12 protein-coding genes are annotated in these 15,910 nt (G+C 54.6%); 9 read left to right on the forward strand and 3 right to left on the reverse strand.

The genetic code is table 11. The annotated features are described in order from the left end of the window. Positions 1–20 precede the first annotated feature (20 nt). Entirely contained in the window at positions 21–1,295 is a 1,275-nt protein-coding gene (locus tag MKX63_RS14895; RefSeq protein ID WP_341017981.1) for an MFS transporter, read from the reverse strand. A 10-nt stretch (positions 1,296–1,305) separates the two neighbouring features. After that, entirely contained in the window at positions 1,306–1,944 is a 639-nt protein-coding gene (locus tag MKX63_RS14900; protein ID WP_341017983.1) for a TetR family transcriptional regulator, read from the reverse strand. A 210-nt stretch (positions 1,945–2,154) separates the two neighbouring features. On the opposite strand from MKX63_RS14900, the gene MKX63_RS14905 reads away from it, so the two are divergent. The 3 genes from MKX63_RS14905 (at position 2,155) to MKX63_RS14915 (ending at position 7,276) form a co-directional block, all read left to right on the forward strand. Continuing rightward, on the forward strand, positions 2,155–3,222 hold the full coding sequence (locus tag MKX63_RS14905; protein WP_341017984.1) for a LacI family DNA-binding transcriptional regulator: 1,068 nt from the start codon (positions 2,155–2,157) through the stop codon (positions 3,220–3,222). Between the two features lie 218 nt (positions 3,223–3,440). Further along, positions 3,441–3,938, forward strand: coding sequence for a hypothetical protein (locus tag MKX63_RS14910; RefSeq protein WP_341017986.1), 498 nt, complete (start codon positions 3,441–3,443; stop codon positions 3,936–3,938). A 134-nt stretch (positions 3,939–4,072) separates the two neighbouring features. After that, positions 4,073–7,276, forward strand: a complete 3,204-nt coding sequence (locus tag MKX63_RS14915; RefSeq protein ID WP_341017987.1) for an alpha-mannosidase — start codon at positions 4,073–4,075, stop codon at positions 7,274–7,276. Positions 7,277–7,630: 354 nt separating this feature from the next. On the opposite strand, the gene MKX63_RS14920 is transcribed toward MKX63_RS14915, so the two are convergent. Continuing rightward, positions 7,631–9,376, reverse strand: a complete 1,746-nt coding sequence (locus tag MKX63_RS14920) for an ABC-F family ATP-binding cassette domain-containing protein (protein ID WP_341017988.1) — start codon at positions 9,374–9,376, stop codon at positions 7,631–7,633. Between the two features lie 139 nt (positions 9,377–9,515). Between MKX63_RS14920 and MKX63_RS14925 the strand changes: the two genes are divergently transcribed. From MKX63_RS14925 to MKX63_RS14950, 6 genes are all read left to right on the forward strand, one after another. Continuing rightward, positions 9,516–12,188: a glycoside hydrolase family 78 protein gene (locus tag MKX63_RS14925; RefSeq protein WP_341018663.1), complete on the forward strand. Its 2,673-nt coding sequence runs from the start codon at positions 9,516–9,518 to the stop codon at positions 12,186–12,188. A 263-nt stretch (positions 12,189–12,451) separates the two neighbouring features. Continuing rightward, complete coding sequence (gene tnpA, locus MKX63_RS14930) at positions 12,452–12,886, forward strand: IS200/IS605 family transposase (RefSeq protein ID WP_341017990.1); 435 nt, start codon at positions 12,452–12,454, stop codon at positions 12,884–12,886. A gap of 229 nt (positions 12,887–13,115) precedes the next feature. Further along, complete coding sequence (locus MKX63_RS14935) at positions 13,116–13,652, forward strand: hypothetical protein (protein ID WP_341017991.1); 537 nt, start codon at positions 13,116–13,118, stop codon at positions 13,650–13,652. Between the two features lie 98 nt (positions 13,653–13,750). Next, positions 13,751–14,152, forward strand: coding sequence for an Rrf2 family transcriptional regulator (locus tag MKX63_RS14940; protein WP_341017992.1), 402 nt, complete (start codon positions 13,751–13,753; stop codon positions 14,150–14,152). 187 nt (positions 14,153–14,339) lie between these two features. Next, the gene (locus MKX63_RS14945; RefSeq protein ID WP_341017993.1) at positions 14,340–15,272 is read left to right on the forward strand and encodes a methyltransferase domain-containing protein; all 933 of its coding nucleotides are present in this window, start codon (positions 14,340–14,342) and stop codon (positions 15,270–15,272) included. Between the two features lie 174 nt (positions 15,273–15,446). After that, the gene (locus MKX63_RS14950) at positions 15,447–15,881 is read left to right on the forward strand and encodes a GreA/GreB family elongation factor (RefSeq protein ID WP_341017994.1); all 435 of its coding nucleotides are present in this window, start codon (positions 15,447–15,449) and stop codon (positions 15,879–15,881) included. The last annotated feature ends 29 nt before the right edge of the window (positions 15,882–15,910 follow it).

Genomic DNA, 15,910 nt, shown 5'->3' on the forward strand with positions numbered 1-15,910 from the left:
TTTTGACGGAAATACATGTTCTAGCTTGCCCGTTCAGCCGCCGAAGCCGCTGCCTTATTCAAGGCCAGTCTTCGGACCAGCGGAGGGAGGGCGAAACCGTAATACACACAAACCAGCAGCGTACATACTGCCAGAAGATAGTGCAGCCAAGTGACGGAGAGGATAGCCGGAAATGCAAGGGCAACAAGCCCAAGCGCCAGCGAATGGCCGAGCATCATAATAGGCTCAATCAGAGCATTGACACGCCCCATATTCTTCGGAATGACCAGCTCCGGCAGCCAGCTGCCAATGGCTATGTTCACCGGTGCAATGCAGAGGCCTTCTATGAGGACAAGCGGAAGATAGACCCAGACGCTATCCGCTGAGCCCAGAGCAACAATGAGCAGGCTGGACAGCAGCAGTCCGGTGATCAGCACCCGGGTCCGCGTGAACCGGCGGATCAGGGGAGAGGCTGCCACACTTCCGGCCAGGAACCCTGTGCCCAGGCACAGAGTAATGAGCGAGGCATGAAGCATGTAGGAATCGGGACTGAGCTTGTATTTCATCGTAAAAATAGGCAAAACTGCAAACACCCCATTGACGATCCCGAAGAACAGGAAGCCGGAGATGAGCGTCAGGAGCAGCTTGTGGCTGAGGATATAGCGAAGACCTTCCAGGAAATCTCCGATAAGCCGGGGAAAACGGATATCCCTCAGAGCGTGGCGCCCGCCGGGCATCCGCACATCCTCATGGAACCGGCAGCTTAGAATGAGCAGTCCGGAGAGGAGGAAGCTGATACCGTCGATCAGAAGGGCGCCTTCAATACCGAGGAACCGGTAGGCGAATGCCCCAAGGCTCATGCCGAACAGCATGAACAGTCCCATAATCATCTGGTTCAGCCCGGCGGCCTGCACATATTGCTCCCGGCCGATGCTGCCCTGCAGCAAGCCCATCTCGGCAGGACCGAAGAACTTCGCTACGGCGCTGCGCAGGAAGAGCAGCAGGAAGCATAGGGTCAGCAGTCCGAAATGCAAGGCTACGAGGAGCAGCAGAGTTAATCCCGCCCTGATCCAATCGCTGTATACTGCGATACGGGCACGGTCAAGCAGGTCGGCGATGACCCCCACCAGCCAGAATACGGCCAGAGTAGGCAGAGAATACATCAGTTCAGCGGTTGCCGCCAGCGCCGGACGGGTACTGAAATGATCGACCAGGTAGTAGGCAAAGGCCATATTTCCGACCACCGTTCCGAGCTGGGAAGCGAAGTTGGCCAGGAACAGTCTGGTGAAGACAGGGTTTCGAAAAAGCACAGACATCAGATGCCTCCTATTCCTGAGCCGCCGGACGGAGCGGGGGGTTCAGCAGCTGCTTCAGATAATCAAGCAGTGCTTCGATCTGCAATTCCGTATGGGCTAGCTCTGGCCCTACAGCCAGAGTGTGTGTGGAAATTCCTTCCTGGTACGCTGCGACAATTCTTGTTACCTGGGCGAGCGGCAGCACAGGGCTGAATTCCCCGCGCTCCACTCCTGTGCGAAGCAGCCCTTCTAAGCGTGAAAGACCTGTCTCGTACCGCTTCAACAGCAGGCTCCGCCGCCGCTCATCCCTTGAGCCGCCCAGGAAATACTCATAGAAGGCTGGCATGAAGCTCCCGCCCGGCATCTGCATAAGGTCCGTCTTCTGATCTGCATACATCCGGATGACGGCATCCCAGATTGTAGGCTGCTTAGCTGTCAGCTCCGCCAGATACTCCTCATATTCCATGTCCTGCTGGTCCAGCAGCGCCTCGAAGATTTCCTCCTTGGTCTGAAAATACAGATAGATCCAGCCGCGGCTCATTCCGGTTTCATCCAGGATATCCTTGAAGGTAGCGGCTTCGTAGCCTTTAGCGGTGAATACCAGCTTCGCAGCATTCAGGATTTTGGAGCGCCGTTCTTCCTTCTGCTGATCGGAGATTCTCGGTGACATTCAGATTCCTCCTCAATAATAATGACACATGCGTCATTATTATTATAATGACACGGTTGTCATTTTGCAAGAAGATGATTTCAGTTGCTGAAGGACTATTTGCAGCTTGAGGAGGAGACGTATGAGGAGAATGATATGGATAGTCCTGTAAAAAAGCGCTATACATGATTTTATAACACGTGTTATACTTTCCTTGAGGTGCTGAACAGTATGAGCAAAAAAAGAGTGACCAGCTTCGATGTTGCCAAACGGGCGGGCGTGTCCCGCAGTGTAGTCTCTGCGGTGCTGAACGATACGCCCGGTATAGGGGTTGGAGCAGATACACGCGAGGCTGTGCTGGAAGCGATCCGTGAGCTGAATTATCATGTGGACGCGGGTGCGCGAAGCATGAAGACGGGCAGAAGCATGACGCTTGCCGCTTACGGAGATACGCGCCATCCACTATTTATCCGGCTGCTGGAAGGGATGCAGCGGGAGTGTGAGCTGGGCGGGTATCACATTCTGCTCTGTTCCCCGCGCCCCAAGGGGAATGCGGGCGGCAGGGCCGAGCTGCTGGAATTGTATCACCAGCGGAAGATTGACGGGATAGTTACCCTGGACCACACCAGCTACAAGGATGAGGAGTGGGCGTCCCTTGTCAGCGCTGCCGGAGTCCCTTATGTCTCCGTGGAAGGGTACGCGGAAGTACCGGATGTACACTCTGTACTGGCTGATTATTCAGGCAGTGTAGAGAGCGCAATGAATTATTTGATGCGGAAAGGCACGGCACAGCAGCCGGGGCCGGTCTATGCCGAGGTGTATCATGCGCTTGACACGGATAACTGGGCGGAGCGGAACCGCCGGGAAGCCTACACAAGCTGGTGTACATCGCGCGGGATGGAGCCGGAAATTATCCGTTTGGCAGAGCATGGCGGAGAATGGGCAGATTGTCTCCAGAGACTTACGGTGGGCAGCGGCCAGCCGTCTGCGCCGCTCCTGGTTAACTGGTCGAGCGCGGTCCCCGACCTGTACCGTGCTGCTCATAAGCTGGGCCTGAGGATCGGCGAAGACCTGCGCATTATGGCAGCAGACAACACGATTCAAGGCGACAGGCTCAGCCTGCCCTCCTTAAGCTGCGTGGAGATCCCCTATGTCACTATGGGGGAGGAAGCCGTCCGCTGCTTGCTCGCGCAGATGAGCGGCGGGAACGGGGACATGAGCGGCGGGACCGGGAATAAGGCTGGTCAGGCCGGGAAAATCTGGCTCCCGGCCGTGTTGAAGGCGGGAGAAAGTGCGTAGATTGTGGTGCAAGTAAAACTAAAGTGTTAGCTGCTGATGGTAGTGGAGCTAAAGCGGTTAGCTGCTGATGGTAGCGGAGCTAAAGCGGTTAGATGATGGGGGTAGTGGAGCTAAAGCGGTTAGATGATGGGGGTAGTGGAGATAAGTGCTTAGAGGCTGGAGCTAGTGGAGATGGTCCGGTTGGTGGCATGGAGTGCGCTAGGTGAGCTGAAAATGAGTTGGATGCTGAAATGAGAGGGATAAATCCCTCTGAATGGGCTGGAAATAGGCCGGATGCTGAAATGAGAGGGATAAATCCCTCTGAATGGGCTGGAAATGGGCCGGATGCTAAAATGAGAGGGATAAATCCCTCTGAATCGGCTGGAAATAGGCCGGATGCTGAAATGAGAGGGATAAATCCCTCTGAATGGGCTGGAAATAGGCCGGATGCTGAAATGAGAGGGATAAATCCCTCTGAATGGGCTGGAAATGGGCCGGATGCAAAAATGAGAGGGGTAAATCCCTCTGAATGGGCTGGAAATAGGCCGGATGCTAAAATGAGAGGGATAAATCCCTCTGAATGGGCTGGAAATGGGCCGGATGCTGAAATGAGAGGGATAAATCCCTCTGAATCGGCTGGAAATAGGCCGGATGCAAAAATGAGAGGGGTAAATCCCTCTGAATGGGCTGAAATTAGGCCGGATGTGCTAGTTAAGGTGAGCTGGGTGAGCGAATGAGGAGTACAAGTGCACCTGAGTTGGCTGAAAGTTGGCTGGGTGAGCAAATGAGGAGCACAAGTGCACCTGATCTCAGCACGCCCCCACTTTTGCCCGCTTAATAACACGTGTTATAAAATGAGAGGAGAATGTTAATGTTCTGGACAGAAGATAAGCTTGGTGCACGGTTGAGAGAGCTTGAGAGTTACAGGTACCGTGAGGGGATTACACTTGAGGAATGGCAGGTTACTGAGGATCCGGAGGGAGCTAATGGTGCCTATCCACCCGTACTTGATGGGGACAGGAAGCTGCTGACCGGGGAGTATTGGACCGGCTATGATGCTTATCTGTGGCTGTACCGTAAGGTAACCGTGCCTGCCGAATGGCAGGGCAAACGTGTTGTCGGACTGTTCGATTTCGGGCGCACCGGCGGGGGGAATAACGGCGGGTTCGAATGCCTGCTGTACCTGGACGGGAAGCCATATCAGGGGGTCGACTCCAACCATCAGGAGGTATTCCTGGAAGACAGTGTGGCCGGCCGGGAGCTGGATTTCACCTTCCGCTTATGGTCGGGCTTGAACGGCGACGGTCAGCTGATTCCGCAGGAGCACAAGATCAAGCGGTCGGAGCTGGCGTATCTGGATGAGTCCACTGACAATCTCTATTATACCGGCCGGGCTGCGCTGGGTACGATCAAGCAGCTGCAAGACAGCCAGATTCAGAAGCATGAGCTGCTAACCGCTTTGAACAAGGCCTTCAACCTGCTGGACTGGTCCAGACCTGGAAGCGAAGCGTTCTATGCTTCAGTCCAGGAGGCCGAGTCAAGCCTGCTCGCAGACCTGTCCCGGCTGGAGCAGGAGCATCCGGTAACGGTGACCGCCATCGGCCATACACATATCGATGTGGCCTGGTTATGGCGGCTTACCCACACCCGGGAGAAAGCAGCCCGTTCCTTCTCGACGGTACTCCGGCTGATGAAGCAGTTCCCGGAGTACATTTTTTTGCAGACCCAGCCTCAGCTCTATGCGTACATCAAGCAGGATTACCCGGAGATCTATCAGGAGATTAAGGAGCGGGTGGAAGAGGGGCGCTGGGAAGCCGGAGGGGCGATGTGGCTGGAAGCGGACTGTAATCTGACGAGCGGTGAGTCGCTGGTGCGGCAGATTTTGTATGGGACAAAGTTTTTCCGTGAGGAGTTCGGGGTGGACTGTAAATACCTATGGCTGCCGGATGTGTTCGGTTATAGCTGGGCGCTGCCGCAGATTCTGCGTAAATCGGGCATCGACACCTTCATGACGACCAAGATCAGCTGGAGCCAATACAACCGGATGCCGCATGATACGTTCCAGTGGAGAGGGATTGACGGCAGCGAGGTGCTGACCCACTTCATCACGACGCCGGAGGGCCCTGAATCGGGGGCCTGGTATTACACCTATAACGGGCTGATCGAGCCTTTCTCCGTGCAGGGCATCTGGGAGCAGTACCGCGACAAGAACCTGAACCGCGAGCTGCTGCTGTCCTACGGATACGGGGACGGGGGCGGCGGTGTCAACCGCGAGATGCTGGAGATGCGGCGGCGGTTGGATATGATGCCGGGTCTTCCGCAGGTGAAGACGGGCCGGGCAGCGGAGTACTTCGAACGGCTCAATGAGACGATAGACGCTACGGATGAGTATGTGCATACCTGGGATGGGGAGCTATACTTGGAGTACCACCGGGGAACTTATACAAGCCAGGCCTATAATAAAAAAATGAACCGCAAGCTGGAGCTGCTCTACCGCGAAGCGGAATGGCTGCAGATGCTCTGGGCGGCGGAGAGCGGCGGATTCGGCCAGTATCCGGCGGACTCGCTCCTGGAAGGCTGGCAGACCATTCTGCGCAACCAGTTCCACGATATTATTCCCGGCTCCTCCATTCATGAGGTGTACGAGGATTCCCGGGTAGAATATGCGGAAGCGGAGCAGATTGGCCTGGCAGCGCGGACAGCGGCTGTGGAGGGACTTGCCGGTCTCGCATCTGTCCCTGCCGAGGGGGCACCTGCGGGACTTGCCGGTCTCCCTCCGGCAGAAACCCCGATGCAGACGGAATACACGCTGTTTAACAGCGCCTTCTTCACCGCTCCCCGGCTGGCAGCCGTGCCTCATGTTGGAGAGAATGCTATCTGGACAGACGCCGAGGGTAACCGGCTGACTGCCCAGCGCTCCCGCGGGCAGTGGCTGGTGGAGACGGCGGCGGTCCCGGCAATGGGCAGTACAGTGATTGTTGCCGCTGAGCCTGGCGGTACCGAAGCCGCTCATCCAGAACCTACCGTTCCTTTCCGCTGGCAGGATTCCACACTGACCACTCCTTATTATATTCTGGAGTGGAACGGATCTGGGCAGCTTAGCCGGATCTTCGACCGCCGTGCAGAACGCGAGGTGCTGGCACAGGGCGAATGCGGCAATGTGCTGCAGGTCTTCGAGGATAAGCCAAAGATGTTCGATGCCTGGGATATCGATCTGTTCTACCAGGAGAAGATGCGGATCATCAGCGATCTGCGTTCCGTCAAGCTGACCGAATGCGGGCCGCTTCAGGCAGTGCTGGAATTCGTCTGGGGCTACATGGATTCCTCCATTGTCCAGAAAGTCAAGGTCTATGCCGGAAGCGCGCGGATTGATTTCGAGACCTATGTAGACTGGCATGAGCAGCAGCAGCTACTGAAGGCAGCCTTCCCTGTGGCCGTGCGGGCTACGGAAGCGACCTATGATATCCAGTTCGGCAATGTGAAGCGGCCGACTCACTGGAATACAAGCTGGGATTATGCGCGGTTCGAGAGCGTGGGGCATCAGTGGGCCGATCTGTCGGAGCGGGGCTACGGGGTCAGCCTGCTGAACGACTGCAAATACGGCTATGACATCAAGGATCATACGATGCGGCTGTCGCTGATCAAATCGGCAACCAGCCCGGACCGGCTGGCGGATCAGGGCGAGCACAACTTTACGTATGCCCTGCTTCCGCATGAAGGGGATTGGGTGGCTGCGGGCACGGTGCAGGAAGCGTGGGCGCTGAACCAGCCCCTTTTGGCCGTGCAAGGTGCCTATACCGCCGGAGCCGGCAAATCCCTGATCACCTGCGATGCCCCGAACATTGCGATCGATGCCGTGAAGCTGGCGGAAGACGGCAGCGGCTGTATCGTCCGGCTGCATGAGTTCACCGGAACACGCTGCACGACGAATGTCAGCAGCGATTATGCCGTCTCCTCCTGGCAGCTGCGCGATCTGATGGAGCGCCCGCTGGACACAAAAGCAGTAGAAATTCCAGCGATCCGGCTTGATTTCAAGCCTTATGAGATCCATACGGTTCATTTAACTTTTGCCTGATGCACATCGAAAAGACCGCCATTCCGGCAGGGGAGTTTTCACAACACCCTGCCGAAATTGGCGGCCTTTTTTATGGGCCCAATATATGAGGAAAACAGCATAGATTGTGCTGGCGCAGAGGCGTGTGGTCTGAATGTATGCGGAAAACAACACACATTTGCTAGCGTACAGGCGCACAGTCCGAATGTATGCGGAAAACAGCATAGATTGTGCTAGCGCGCAGGGGTGTGGTCTGAATGTATGCGGAAAACAACACACATTTGCTAGCGCTCAGGCGCACAGCCCGAATGTATGCGGAAAACAGCATATAATTGCTGGGGCCAGGTGTTCTAATATACCACGGTTCCCGCATACTTACATCAGCTTAATCAGCTCTTCCAGGTGGGCAACCAGACTTTTGGCAAGCTCGAAATTGTTATCCTTCAGCGCCAGTTCTACCCGGGTCTCGGCTGCTTTCTTCTTCTGCTCCAGCTCCAGATAATCTTTATCGAAATGCCGGGCATAGATCATCTTCTTGAATTTCTTGATCGTCATCTTGCGGATTGTCTTATTGTCAATAATCAGGACATAGTCCATCCCGTTGACCACGGAATAGAAGTCATGCGAGATCATAAGAATCGCGCCCTTGTACTCCTGGATGGCTTGGTCCAGCGCGATTTGCGTGTAGGTGTCCAGATGGCTGGTCGGCTCATCGAGCAGCAGGACATTGGCTTTCAGGGCAGATACCTTGGCCAGCTGGAGCAGATTTTTTTCGCCGCCGGACAGGGCTTCTATTCTCTGGTTCACGATCTCGCCTTCAAAGCCGTAGTCTGCCAGATGGGAGCGGATCTCATCATACGTAGCCATTCCGGCCTCGATGAATTCTTCGAGCAGGGTGTTCGAATCTGTCAGCACTTCGCCTTGAAGCTGGGACAGATAAGCTACCGTAGCCTCCGGGCTCAGGGTTATAGAGTCGTGCTGGCCCCGCGCGATATCGCGCAGCAGGGTTGTTTTGCCGGTACCGTTCGGACCGATCAGGGCGACTTTATCACCAGCCTTCATCTCGAAGCTAACCTTGTCCAGCAGCAGTTCATCGAAGGCCGCCCGGTACTCCTGGACTGTCACCACAGGCGCGTCGTCGTCCTGCGGCTCATGCACCATACCCAAATGAATCTGCGGCTGCTTAATGTCCACGAACGGCGCTTTGATTCTGCGGGCTTCCAGTCTCTCTTGAAACTTCACTCTCGCTTTCAGCGCTCTCCCTCTGGAGGCTTCTGAATTATACGTGGCGATCGCACGTAGGTTGTCGATGATCACATCGTTGCGCTCAATCTCTTCCTGTTCGGCGAGGGCCAGCTCCTGCAGCTCTATTTTGGTCTGTAGCAGGGAGAGGTTGTATTCCAGATAGCGGCCGTCAAACTCTTGAAGCTCCTTATTTTCCAGATGAATAATCTTGTTAAAACAATGGTTAAGCAGATAACGGTTGTGCGTAACCACCAGCAGAATTCCCTTATGCGAGTTAATCAGCTGCCGGAGCGCATTCAGGTTCTCGAAGTCCAGAAATACATCCGGCTCATCCATAATCAGGAAGTCAGGACGGTTCAGCATTTCCTTCATGACCTGAACGAGCTTGAATTCCCCGCCGCTCAGCTCGGATACCTTGAGGTCTCTGCGCTTCATGAGATCAGCCAGATTCAGCTTTTTGTGAATGAGGCTCTCGTAATCCTCTCCGCCCAAGGCCTCAAAAGCGTCCAGAGCCAGTTGATACTTCTCCAGCAGCGGCTCAATATCCGCCGAGGTCTCCATCTCTGTGCAGATGAGCTGTATTTCCTCCTGTAGCTTAATGAAGGGTCCGGCTATATATTCAAACACGGTGATGTCGGCAGACAGGTCCGGCTTGGCAAACTGGCTGACATACCCGATGCTGAAATCAGGCTCCATCTCAATGCTGCCGTCGAACAAATATCTGTCCCGGTCCATCAGGATGTCGATCAGGGTGCTTTTTCCGCTGCCGCTGGTTCCGATAAAAGCGCAATGCTGCGCCTCTTCGAGCGTAAACGAAATGTCAGTGTAGAGCTCTTTTTGCGGGAAGGAGAAGGACAGGTGTTGAACTTTAATCATAGGACTACCTTTCTGTGTAGCTGGAATAGTAACTCTTCCCTATTATACAGGTTACACGGGCAATCGGGGGTTCTATAATTGGAATGGAATGCGTTTCCTATGTATAAGGCCAATCTTAGAATAGGACGGAGTGGAATTCATGATCGCAGTTGGGCAATTACGTGTGGAGTATAAGGAGAATCCGCTGGGGCTGGATATTGCGAGGCCAAGAATCAGCTGGCAGGTGAGAGCAGATGAGCGGGATGTGAGGCAGCAGGCATATCAATTACAGGTGGCAGGCACGGAGGATTTCGGGAGCGTGTGGTGGGATTCGGGCAGAGTGGAGTCCGGGGACTCCCTGCACATTGAGCTGAAGGAGCTGCAGCTGCAGTCCAGGACGCGCTATTATTACCGGGTGAAAATATGGGATCAGCACCATCGTCCCACGGAGTGGTCCGAAGCGGCCTGGTGGGAGATGGGGCTGCTCTCGCCGGAGGAGTGGACCGCAGAATGGATTACGGCTCCCTTGGCCTGCCTTGCGGAAGAGGCTGAGCAAAGCCCGCTGCTGCGCGGCAGCTTCCAGGTGGACCGGCCAGTCGCCCGCGCCAGAATCTATGTGACCAGTCTCGGGCTGTATGAGCTGGAGCTAAACGGCGTGCGGGTGGGCGATACTTATCTCAATCCCGGGTGGACCAGTTACAGCCAGCGTCTGCAATACCAGACGTATGATGTGACCCCGCTGCTTGTCCTTGGAGACAATGCGGCGGGTGCCTGGCTCGGGAACGGCTGGTACAAAGGGAATCTCGGCTGGGAGCACAGGAAGCATATCTATGGCAGCCGGACAGCGCTGCTGATGCAGCTTCATCTTACGTATGAGGACGGCACGGAGCAGATCATAGGAACTGGCCCGCAGTGGACAATTTCGCCCGGCCCCCTCCTCATGTCGGAGCTGTATCATGGCGAGACCTATGACGCCCGCTTGGCGCAGCACGGCTTCAGCCTGCCGGGGTATGACGACACGCTCTGGACACCGGCGGAGATTCTTCCGCATGCCAAGAATATTCTGCTCGCGCAGGAGAATGATCCGGTCCGGGCAGTCCAGGAATTGGTTCCTGTGGACCTCATCCGCACCCCGGCAGGGGAGACGGTGCTCGATATGGGGCAGAATATGGTCGGCTGGCTGCGGTTCACCGTAGATGGCGCGGCGGGTCAGGAATATCAGCTGCGGCATTTCGAGGTGCTGGATCAGCAGGGAAATGTATATACCGATAACCTCCGGACGGCCAGGCAGACCGTTGCTTATACCGCCCGTGGCGGGGGCAGGGAGAGCTTCCAGCCGCATTTTACCTTCCAGGGCTTCCGTTATGTCCAGCTGATCGGCTTCCCGGACCCGCTGGATCTGCAGGACTTCACAGGCGTGGTGCTGCATTCGGATACGGAGCCGACCGGCACTTTTACCTGCTCCAATGCACTATTGAATCAGCTCCAGCACAACATCCTATGGGGGCAAAAAGGGAATTTCGTCGATGTGCCAACCGACTGCCCGCAACGGGATGAACGGCTCGGGTGGACCGGGGACGCTCAGATGTTCATCCGCACGGCCGCGTATCTGATGAATGTGGCACCCTTTTTCAGCAAATGGCTGAGGGATCTGTCTGCTGATCAGCGGGAGGATGGAGGAGTTCCCTACGTGATTCCGCATATATTGGGGGAGGAGGCGCATTCCTCTGCGGCGTGGGGCGATGCGGCGGTTATCTGTCCGTGGACGATATACCAGTGTTACGGCGATAAGCGGATTCTGGAGCAGCAGTACAGCAGCATGCAGGACTGGGTGGAGTATATCCGCCGCCAGGGAACAGATGAGTTCCTATGGAATACCGGCGTTCACTTCGGAGATTGGCTGGGTCTGGATGCCAAAGCAGACAGTCATGTGGGTGCTACGGACCGGAACTATATCGCAACGGCCTTCTATGCTTATTCGGTCCAGCTGATGGCAAAAACGGCGAAGGTGCTGGGCCGGACCGGCGATGTGGAGAAGTACTCGCAGCTTCATCAACGGGTCAAGGAAGCATTCAACCAAACGTATATCCTGCCAGCGGGGGAGGAAGGTCCGGCAACCCAAACAGCCTGTGTGCTGGCGTTAATGTTCGGACTAGTGGAGGGGAGTGCAAAAGACCGCACCGTAGCGGGACTTATCCGGCTGCTGGAAGCGAGCGGGTATCACCTTACGACAGGCTTCGTCGGCACGCCTTACTTAAATCTGGTGCTGGCGGATGCGGGACACTACGAGGCTGCTTACAAGCTGCTGCTCCAGACGGACTATCCATCCTGGCTGTACCCGATTACCCGCGGCGCAACTACGATCTGGGAGCACTGGGATGGAATGAAGGAGGACGGAAGCTTTTGGAGCGCGTCGATGAATTCGTTTAATCATTATGCTTATGGAGCGATTGGTGATTTCCTGTACCGCTATGTGGCCGGGATCGAGCAGACAGAGGAGGGGCCGGGCTACAAGCAGTTCCTGATCCAGCCGCATCCGGGAGGCGGACTCACCTCGGCTGCCGCCACTCTGGAATCCATGTACGGGACGATCCGTTCCGAATGGACAATAGACTCCGGGATAATTGGACTGACCGCCGTGGTTCCCCCGAATACCTCGGCTACGGTGCTGTTGCCTGACGCCTTGCTGGCTGAAGTGTCGGAGACAGGAATAGCGGCTGGGCAGCAGCTTGAGCAGATCCCCGGCATTCATTCCGCTGAGCAGCTGGCACAGGCGGTGAAGGTTACACTCGGCTCCGGGGAATACAGATTCCAGTACCCTTTGCGGAAGTAAGGGAAGTGTAGCAGACGGGGCTATTTCAGCCACTGATCATGCTGCGATGCAGAGCCTTCGGGAGTAGGGGGCTCTGTTTTTTTATGGCTTTAGCCAGTTGAGCGCGTGAAACGCGGGAAACAAAAAACCACCCGCTATGCGGGTGGAGGGACCGAGGGTTTGACCACTAAGACCATTCCGATAGAATTGAGATGTTCAGGCTCAAAGGAAAGGAATGGTCAAAGATGGCAAACAAGAGCTATAGCCTAGCTCACACGAAGTAGATGTGCAAATACCATATCGTGTTCACCCCGAAGTATAGACGGAAAGAAATTTATAATCAAGTGAGGAAAGATCTGATCGAAATTTTTAGACGTTTATGTAAGTACAAGGGAGTTGAAATTCTAGAGGGCCACATGATGCCCGATCATGTTCATATGTTGGTAGCGATCCCACCTAAAATTGCAGTCTCAACGTTCATGGGGTATCTAAAGGGAAAAAGTTCGCTCATGATCTTCGAGAAGCATGCCCAGCTCAAATATAAATATGGAAATCGAAAATTTTGGGCAGAAGGATACTATGTAAGCACTGTAGGTCTGAATGAGGCCACGGTAGCTAAATACATCCGCGAACAAGAAGCACATGACCAAGCCATAGATAAACTGAGCGTAAAAGAATACGAAGATCCATTTAGCGATAAAAGAAACAAAAAGAAGTAAACCCGTTTAACGGGTAAGTGAAAAAGACAAATTACACTGAGCCTGAACAGAATTGCAGTCAGGCTAGCGTCTTTAGGCGCAGTTTGGCAACAAGGGGTTATACCCCAAGAGCAAACCACCCGTTGGACGGGTGGTCCTGATTGTTGTGCTGGAAAGTGCGAACACACATTGTGCCGGTGCAAGGGTGCGCGGGCCGAATGTAATCGAAAAACCGATCACATAGCGCTGGATGGTACTGTGGGGGCCGAATGTAATCGAAAAACCGATCACATTGCGCTGGATGGTACTGTGCGGGCCGAATGTAATCGAAAAACCGATTACATTGCGCTGGATGCTACTGTGCGGGCCGAATGTAAACGAAAAACCGATTACATTGCGCTGGATGGTACTTGTGCGGGCCAGATGTAATCGAAAAACCGATCACATTGCGCTGGATGATACTGTGCGGGCCGAATGCAATCGAAAAACCGATCACATTGCGCTGGATGGTACTGTGCGGGCCAGATGTAATCGAAAAACCGATTACATTGCGCAAAATGAGGATGTGCGAGCCAAACGTATTCGAAAAACCGAATACAATGTGCCGAGTGAGGATGCGCGGGCCGAATGTATGCGGAAAACCGAGCACAATGGGGCGGTGCAGACGTTGGTTGGCTGCTTAAAGGACAACAAAGCCGTGTTCACTTGTAATTCTTCCTTCCATCTTTTCCGCATCCCATTCCCCCAACCCCTTGCATTCCCCCCGCATAAGGGCTATCATAGATAAATAAAGTCTGTAATTACGGACGTAGTCCATATTTATTTTCCATATATTGGTCCAAATTTATGGTCAATATATAGTCCTCATGTAAGGTGGAATAAGACATGAAATACTCCAAAGCAACGAACTACGCCCTGCATACGATGCTGTTCCTGGTGGCGCACACTCCCGATAAACCAATGGGCGTGCAGCAGCTTGCCGAGCGGCAGAATGTATCGCCAACGTATTTGTCGAAGATTCTGACCAAGCTGGTGAAGGCCGGGCTTATCGAATCCGCATCCGGGGCCAATGGCGGGTATCGTCTGCGGCGCAAGGGGGACGAAATCTCGTTCCTGGATATCATCCATGCCATTGAAGGCACAGCGTCGCTGTTCGACTGCTCCCTGGACCATCCGAGTGAGTGTCTGATTCAGCAGGAGATGGTCAAGGCCGAAGGGCAGATGGAGGATTATCTGCGTAACAAAATGATGTCCGAGCTTGCCGGGAAGATGCTGGCCTGTCAATAAGCTCTGGCACCATGCTGTGTCGTTCTGTGTGCTGCTATTTCCCGCTGTAACGGATACCGTCCCTTCAAGGGGCGGTATAGCCGTTGCAAATTAGCGGGTATTATAGATATTCAAAGTCTGTTAAGTCTGTAGAATCATAGCTGTAATTATAGTGCGATGAATACAACCAGGAGAGGATGAATGATTAATGAATAACGGATTATTCGATGCAAGCGTATGGGAGAAGGCCTGGAAGGAAGATCCCAAGGCAATGGCTAACAAGTTCAAGGCGATGGGCATGAACCCGCACACGAGCTTCGATCATAAAGCCGAGGTGTTCAATGAAGAGGTCTTCAGCAGTGCCGGGCGGGACCGGAGTGAGCGGATTATCGGCTGGATGGAAGGCCAGGGCGTGGATTTTAACGGGTTGACTGTTCTCGATGTGGGGGCGGCTTCGGGCGGGTTCACGGTTCCTTTTATCGAGCGGGGGGCCAAGGTTACAGCAGTAGAGCCTAATGTTCCCTTAGCGGAGCTGTTCCTGAAGAACACTGCCGGAGCAGCCCCCGGACAGGTGGAGCTGGTGCATGAAGCCTTCGAGAATATCGACATTGCTGCACGCGGCTGGCTGAATGCCTTCGATCTGGTCTTCGTGTCCATGTGTCCGGCGGTGTTCGACTGGGAGAGTGCGGAGAAGGTGATCAGCTGTGCCAAGCAATACTGCTATATCAGCACCTCGGCAGGTGTGCAGGAGCATAGTCTGATGAATGAAGTACTGCCGTTGCTGACAGGCAGAGAGGTTCATGCGGAGTCCTCGGATATGGCTTATCTGACGCAATTATTATATTTGAAGGGCTATTCCTATGAGACCATTATTACCCGCGAAGCGAAAAGCAAGGAGCTGTCACTGGAAGCAGCCGCCGCTGAGGTGATGGAGATGCTGCCGCTGCATCATCTGGACGGGGGAGAGGCTGCCCGCAAAGTAGTAACGGACTATCTGCACACGGCCTACCCGCAGCAGCAAGTCATTGTCCGCCAAGGCGGACGGTTCGGCAAAGTGTTGATTAAGCTCCAGGACCTGAATATGTACAGCCGGGCCGCTGCCGGAACATCCGGGAAATCTGCCGATCCTGTGAAGCGTTGAACCGGAGCGCGCCATCCCCTGGACATGAGATTGTCTTTCCTAGGAAAGATGCTATCATAGAGAATAGGTCCCTGCGCGGGACCTATTTTCTTATATTAGGAGGACTGAGGGCTATGAGCAGGAACAAGCGTATTTTCGAGCATGACCTGATGAAGAAGGTAGGTGAAATCTACTATGAGCCATAGTCTCAGAACTGTTTCCTTACGCGAGGAGCTGGTGCAGCAGCTGGTCTATCTCGATGAGCATAAATTCTCCATTCTGGACAGGGGAACATGGGAGTCTCCGGCTGAGCGGGCAGAGGTACAGGCGATGATCAAGAGCTATCAGGAGACGGTGGAGCGGATTCTGTCCGGTGACAACGATGCCCTTGAGCGTTCTATGGTGCTGGTCGGTTCCCGGGTGTCGCTGCGGATCGGCCAGGAGACGCTGAAGGATACGTACCGGATTGTAATTCCTGGTGAAGCTGAGCTGGATGAATTCTGCATTTCACTCTGGTCGCCTATGGGCAGAGGGCTGATTCTGGCGTGTCCGGGCGAGACGGTAACGATTCAGACCCCGTTCGGCAGCGATGAAGTCTTAATTCTTGATAATAGGTACGAGAGAAGCTGATTGCTTACAAAAAAGAGGCGTCCCTGATC

It is taken from the genome of Paenibacillus sp. FSL R7-0179 (genome assembly GCF_038002265.1).
Classification (GTDB): domain Bacteria; phylum Bacillota; class Bacilli; order Paenibacillales; family Paenibacillaceae; genus Paenibacillus_AQ.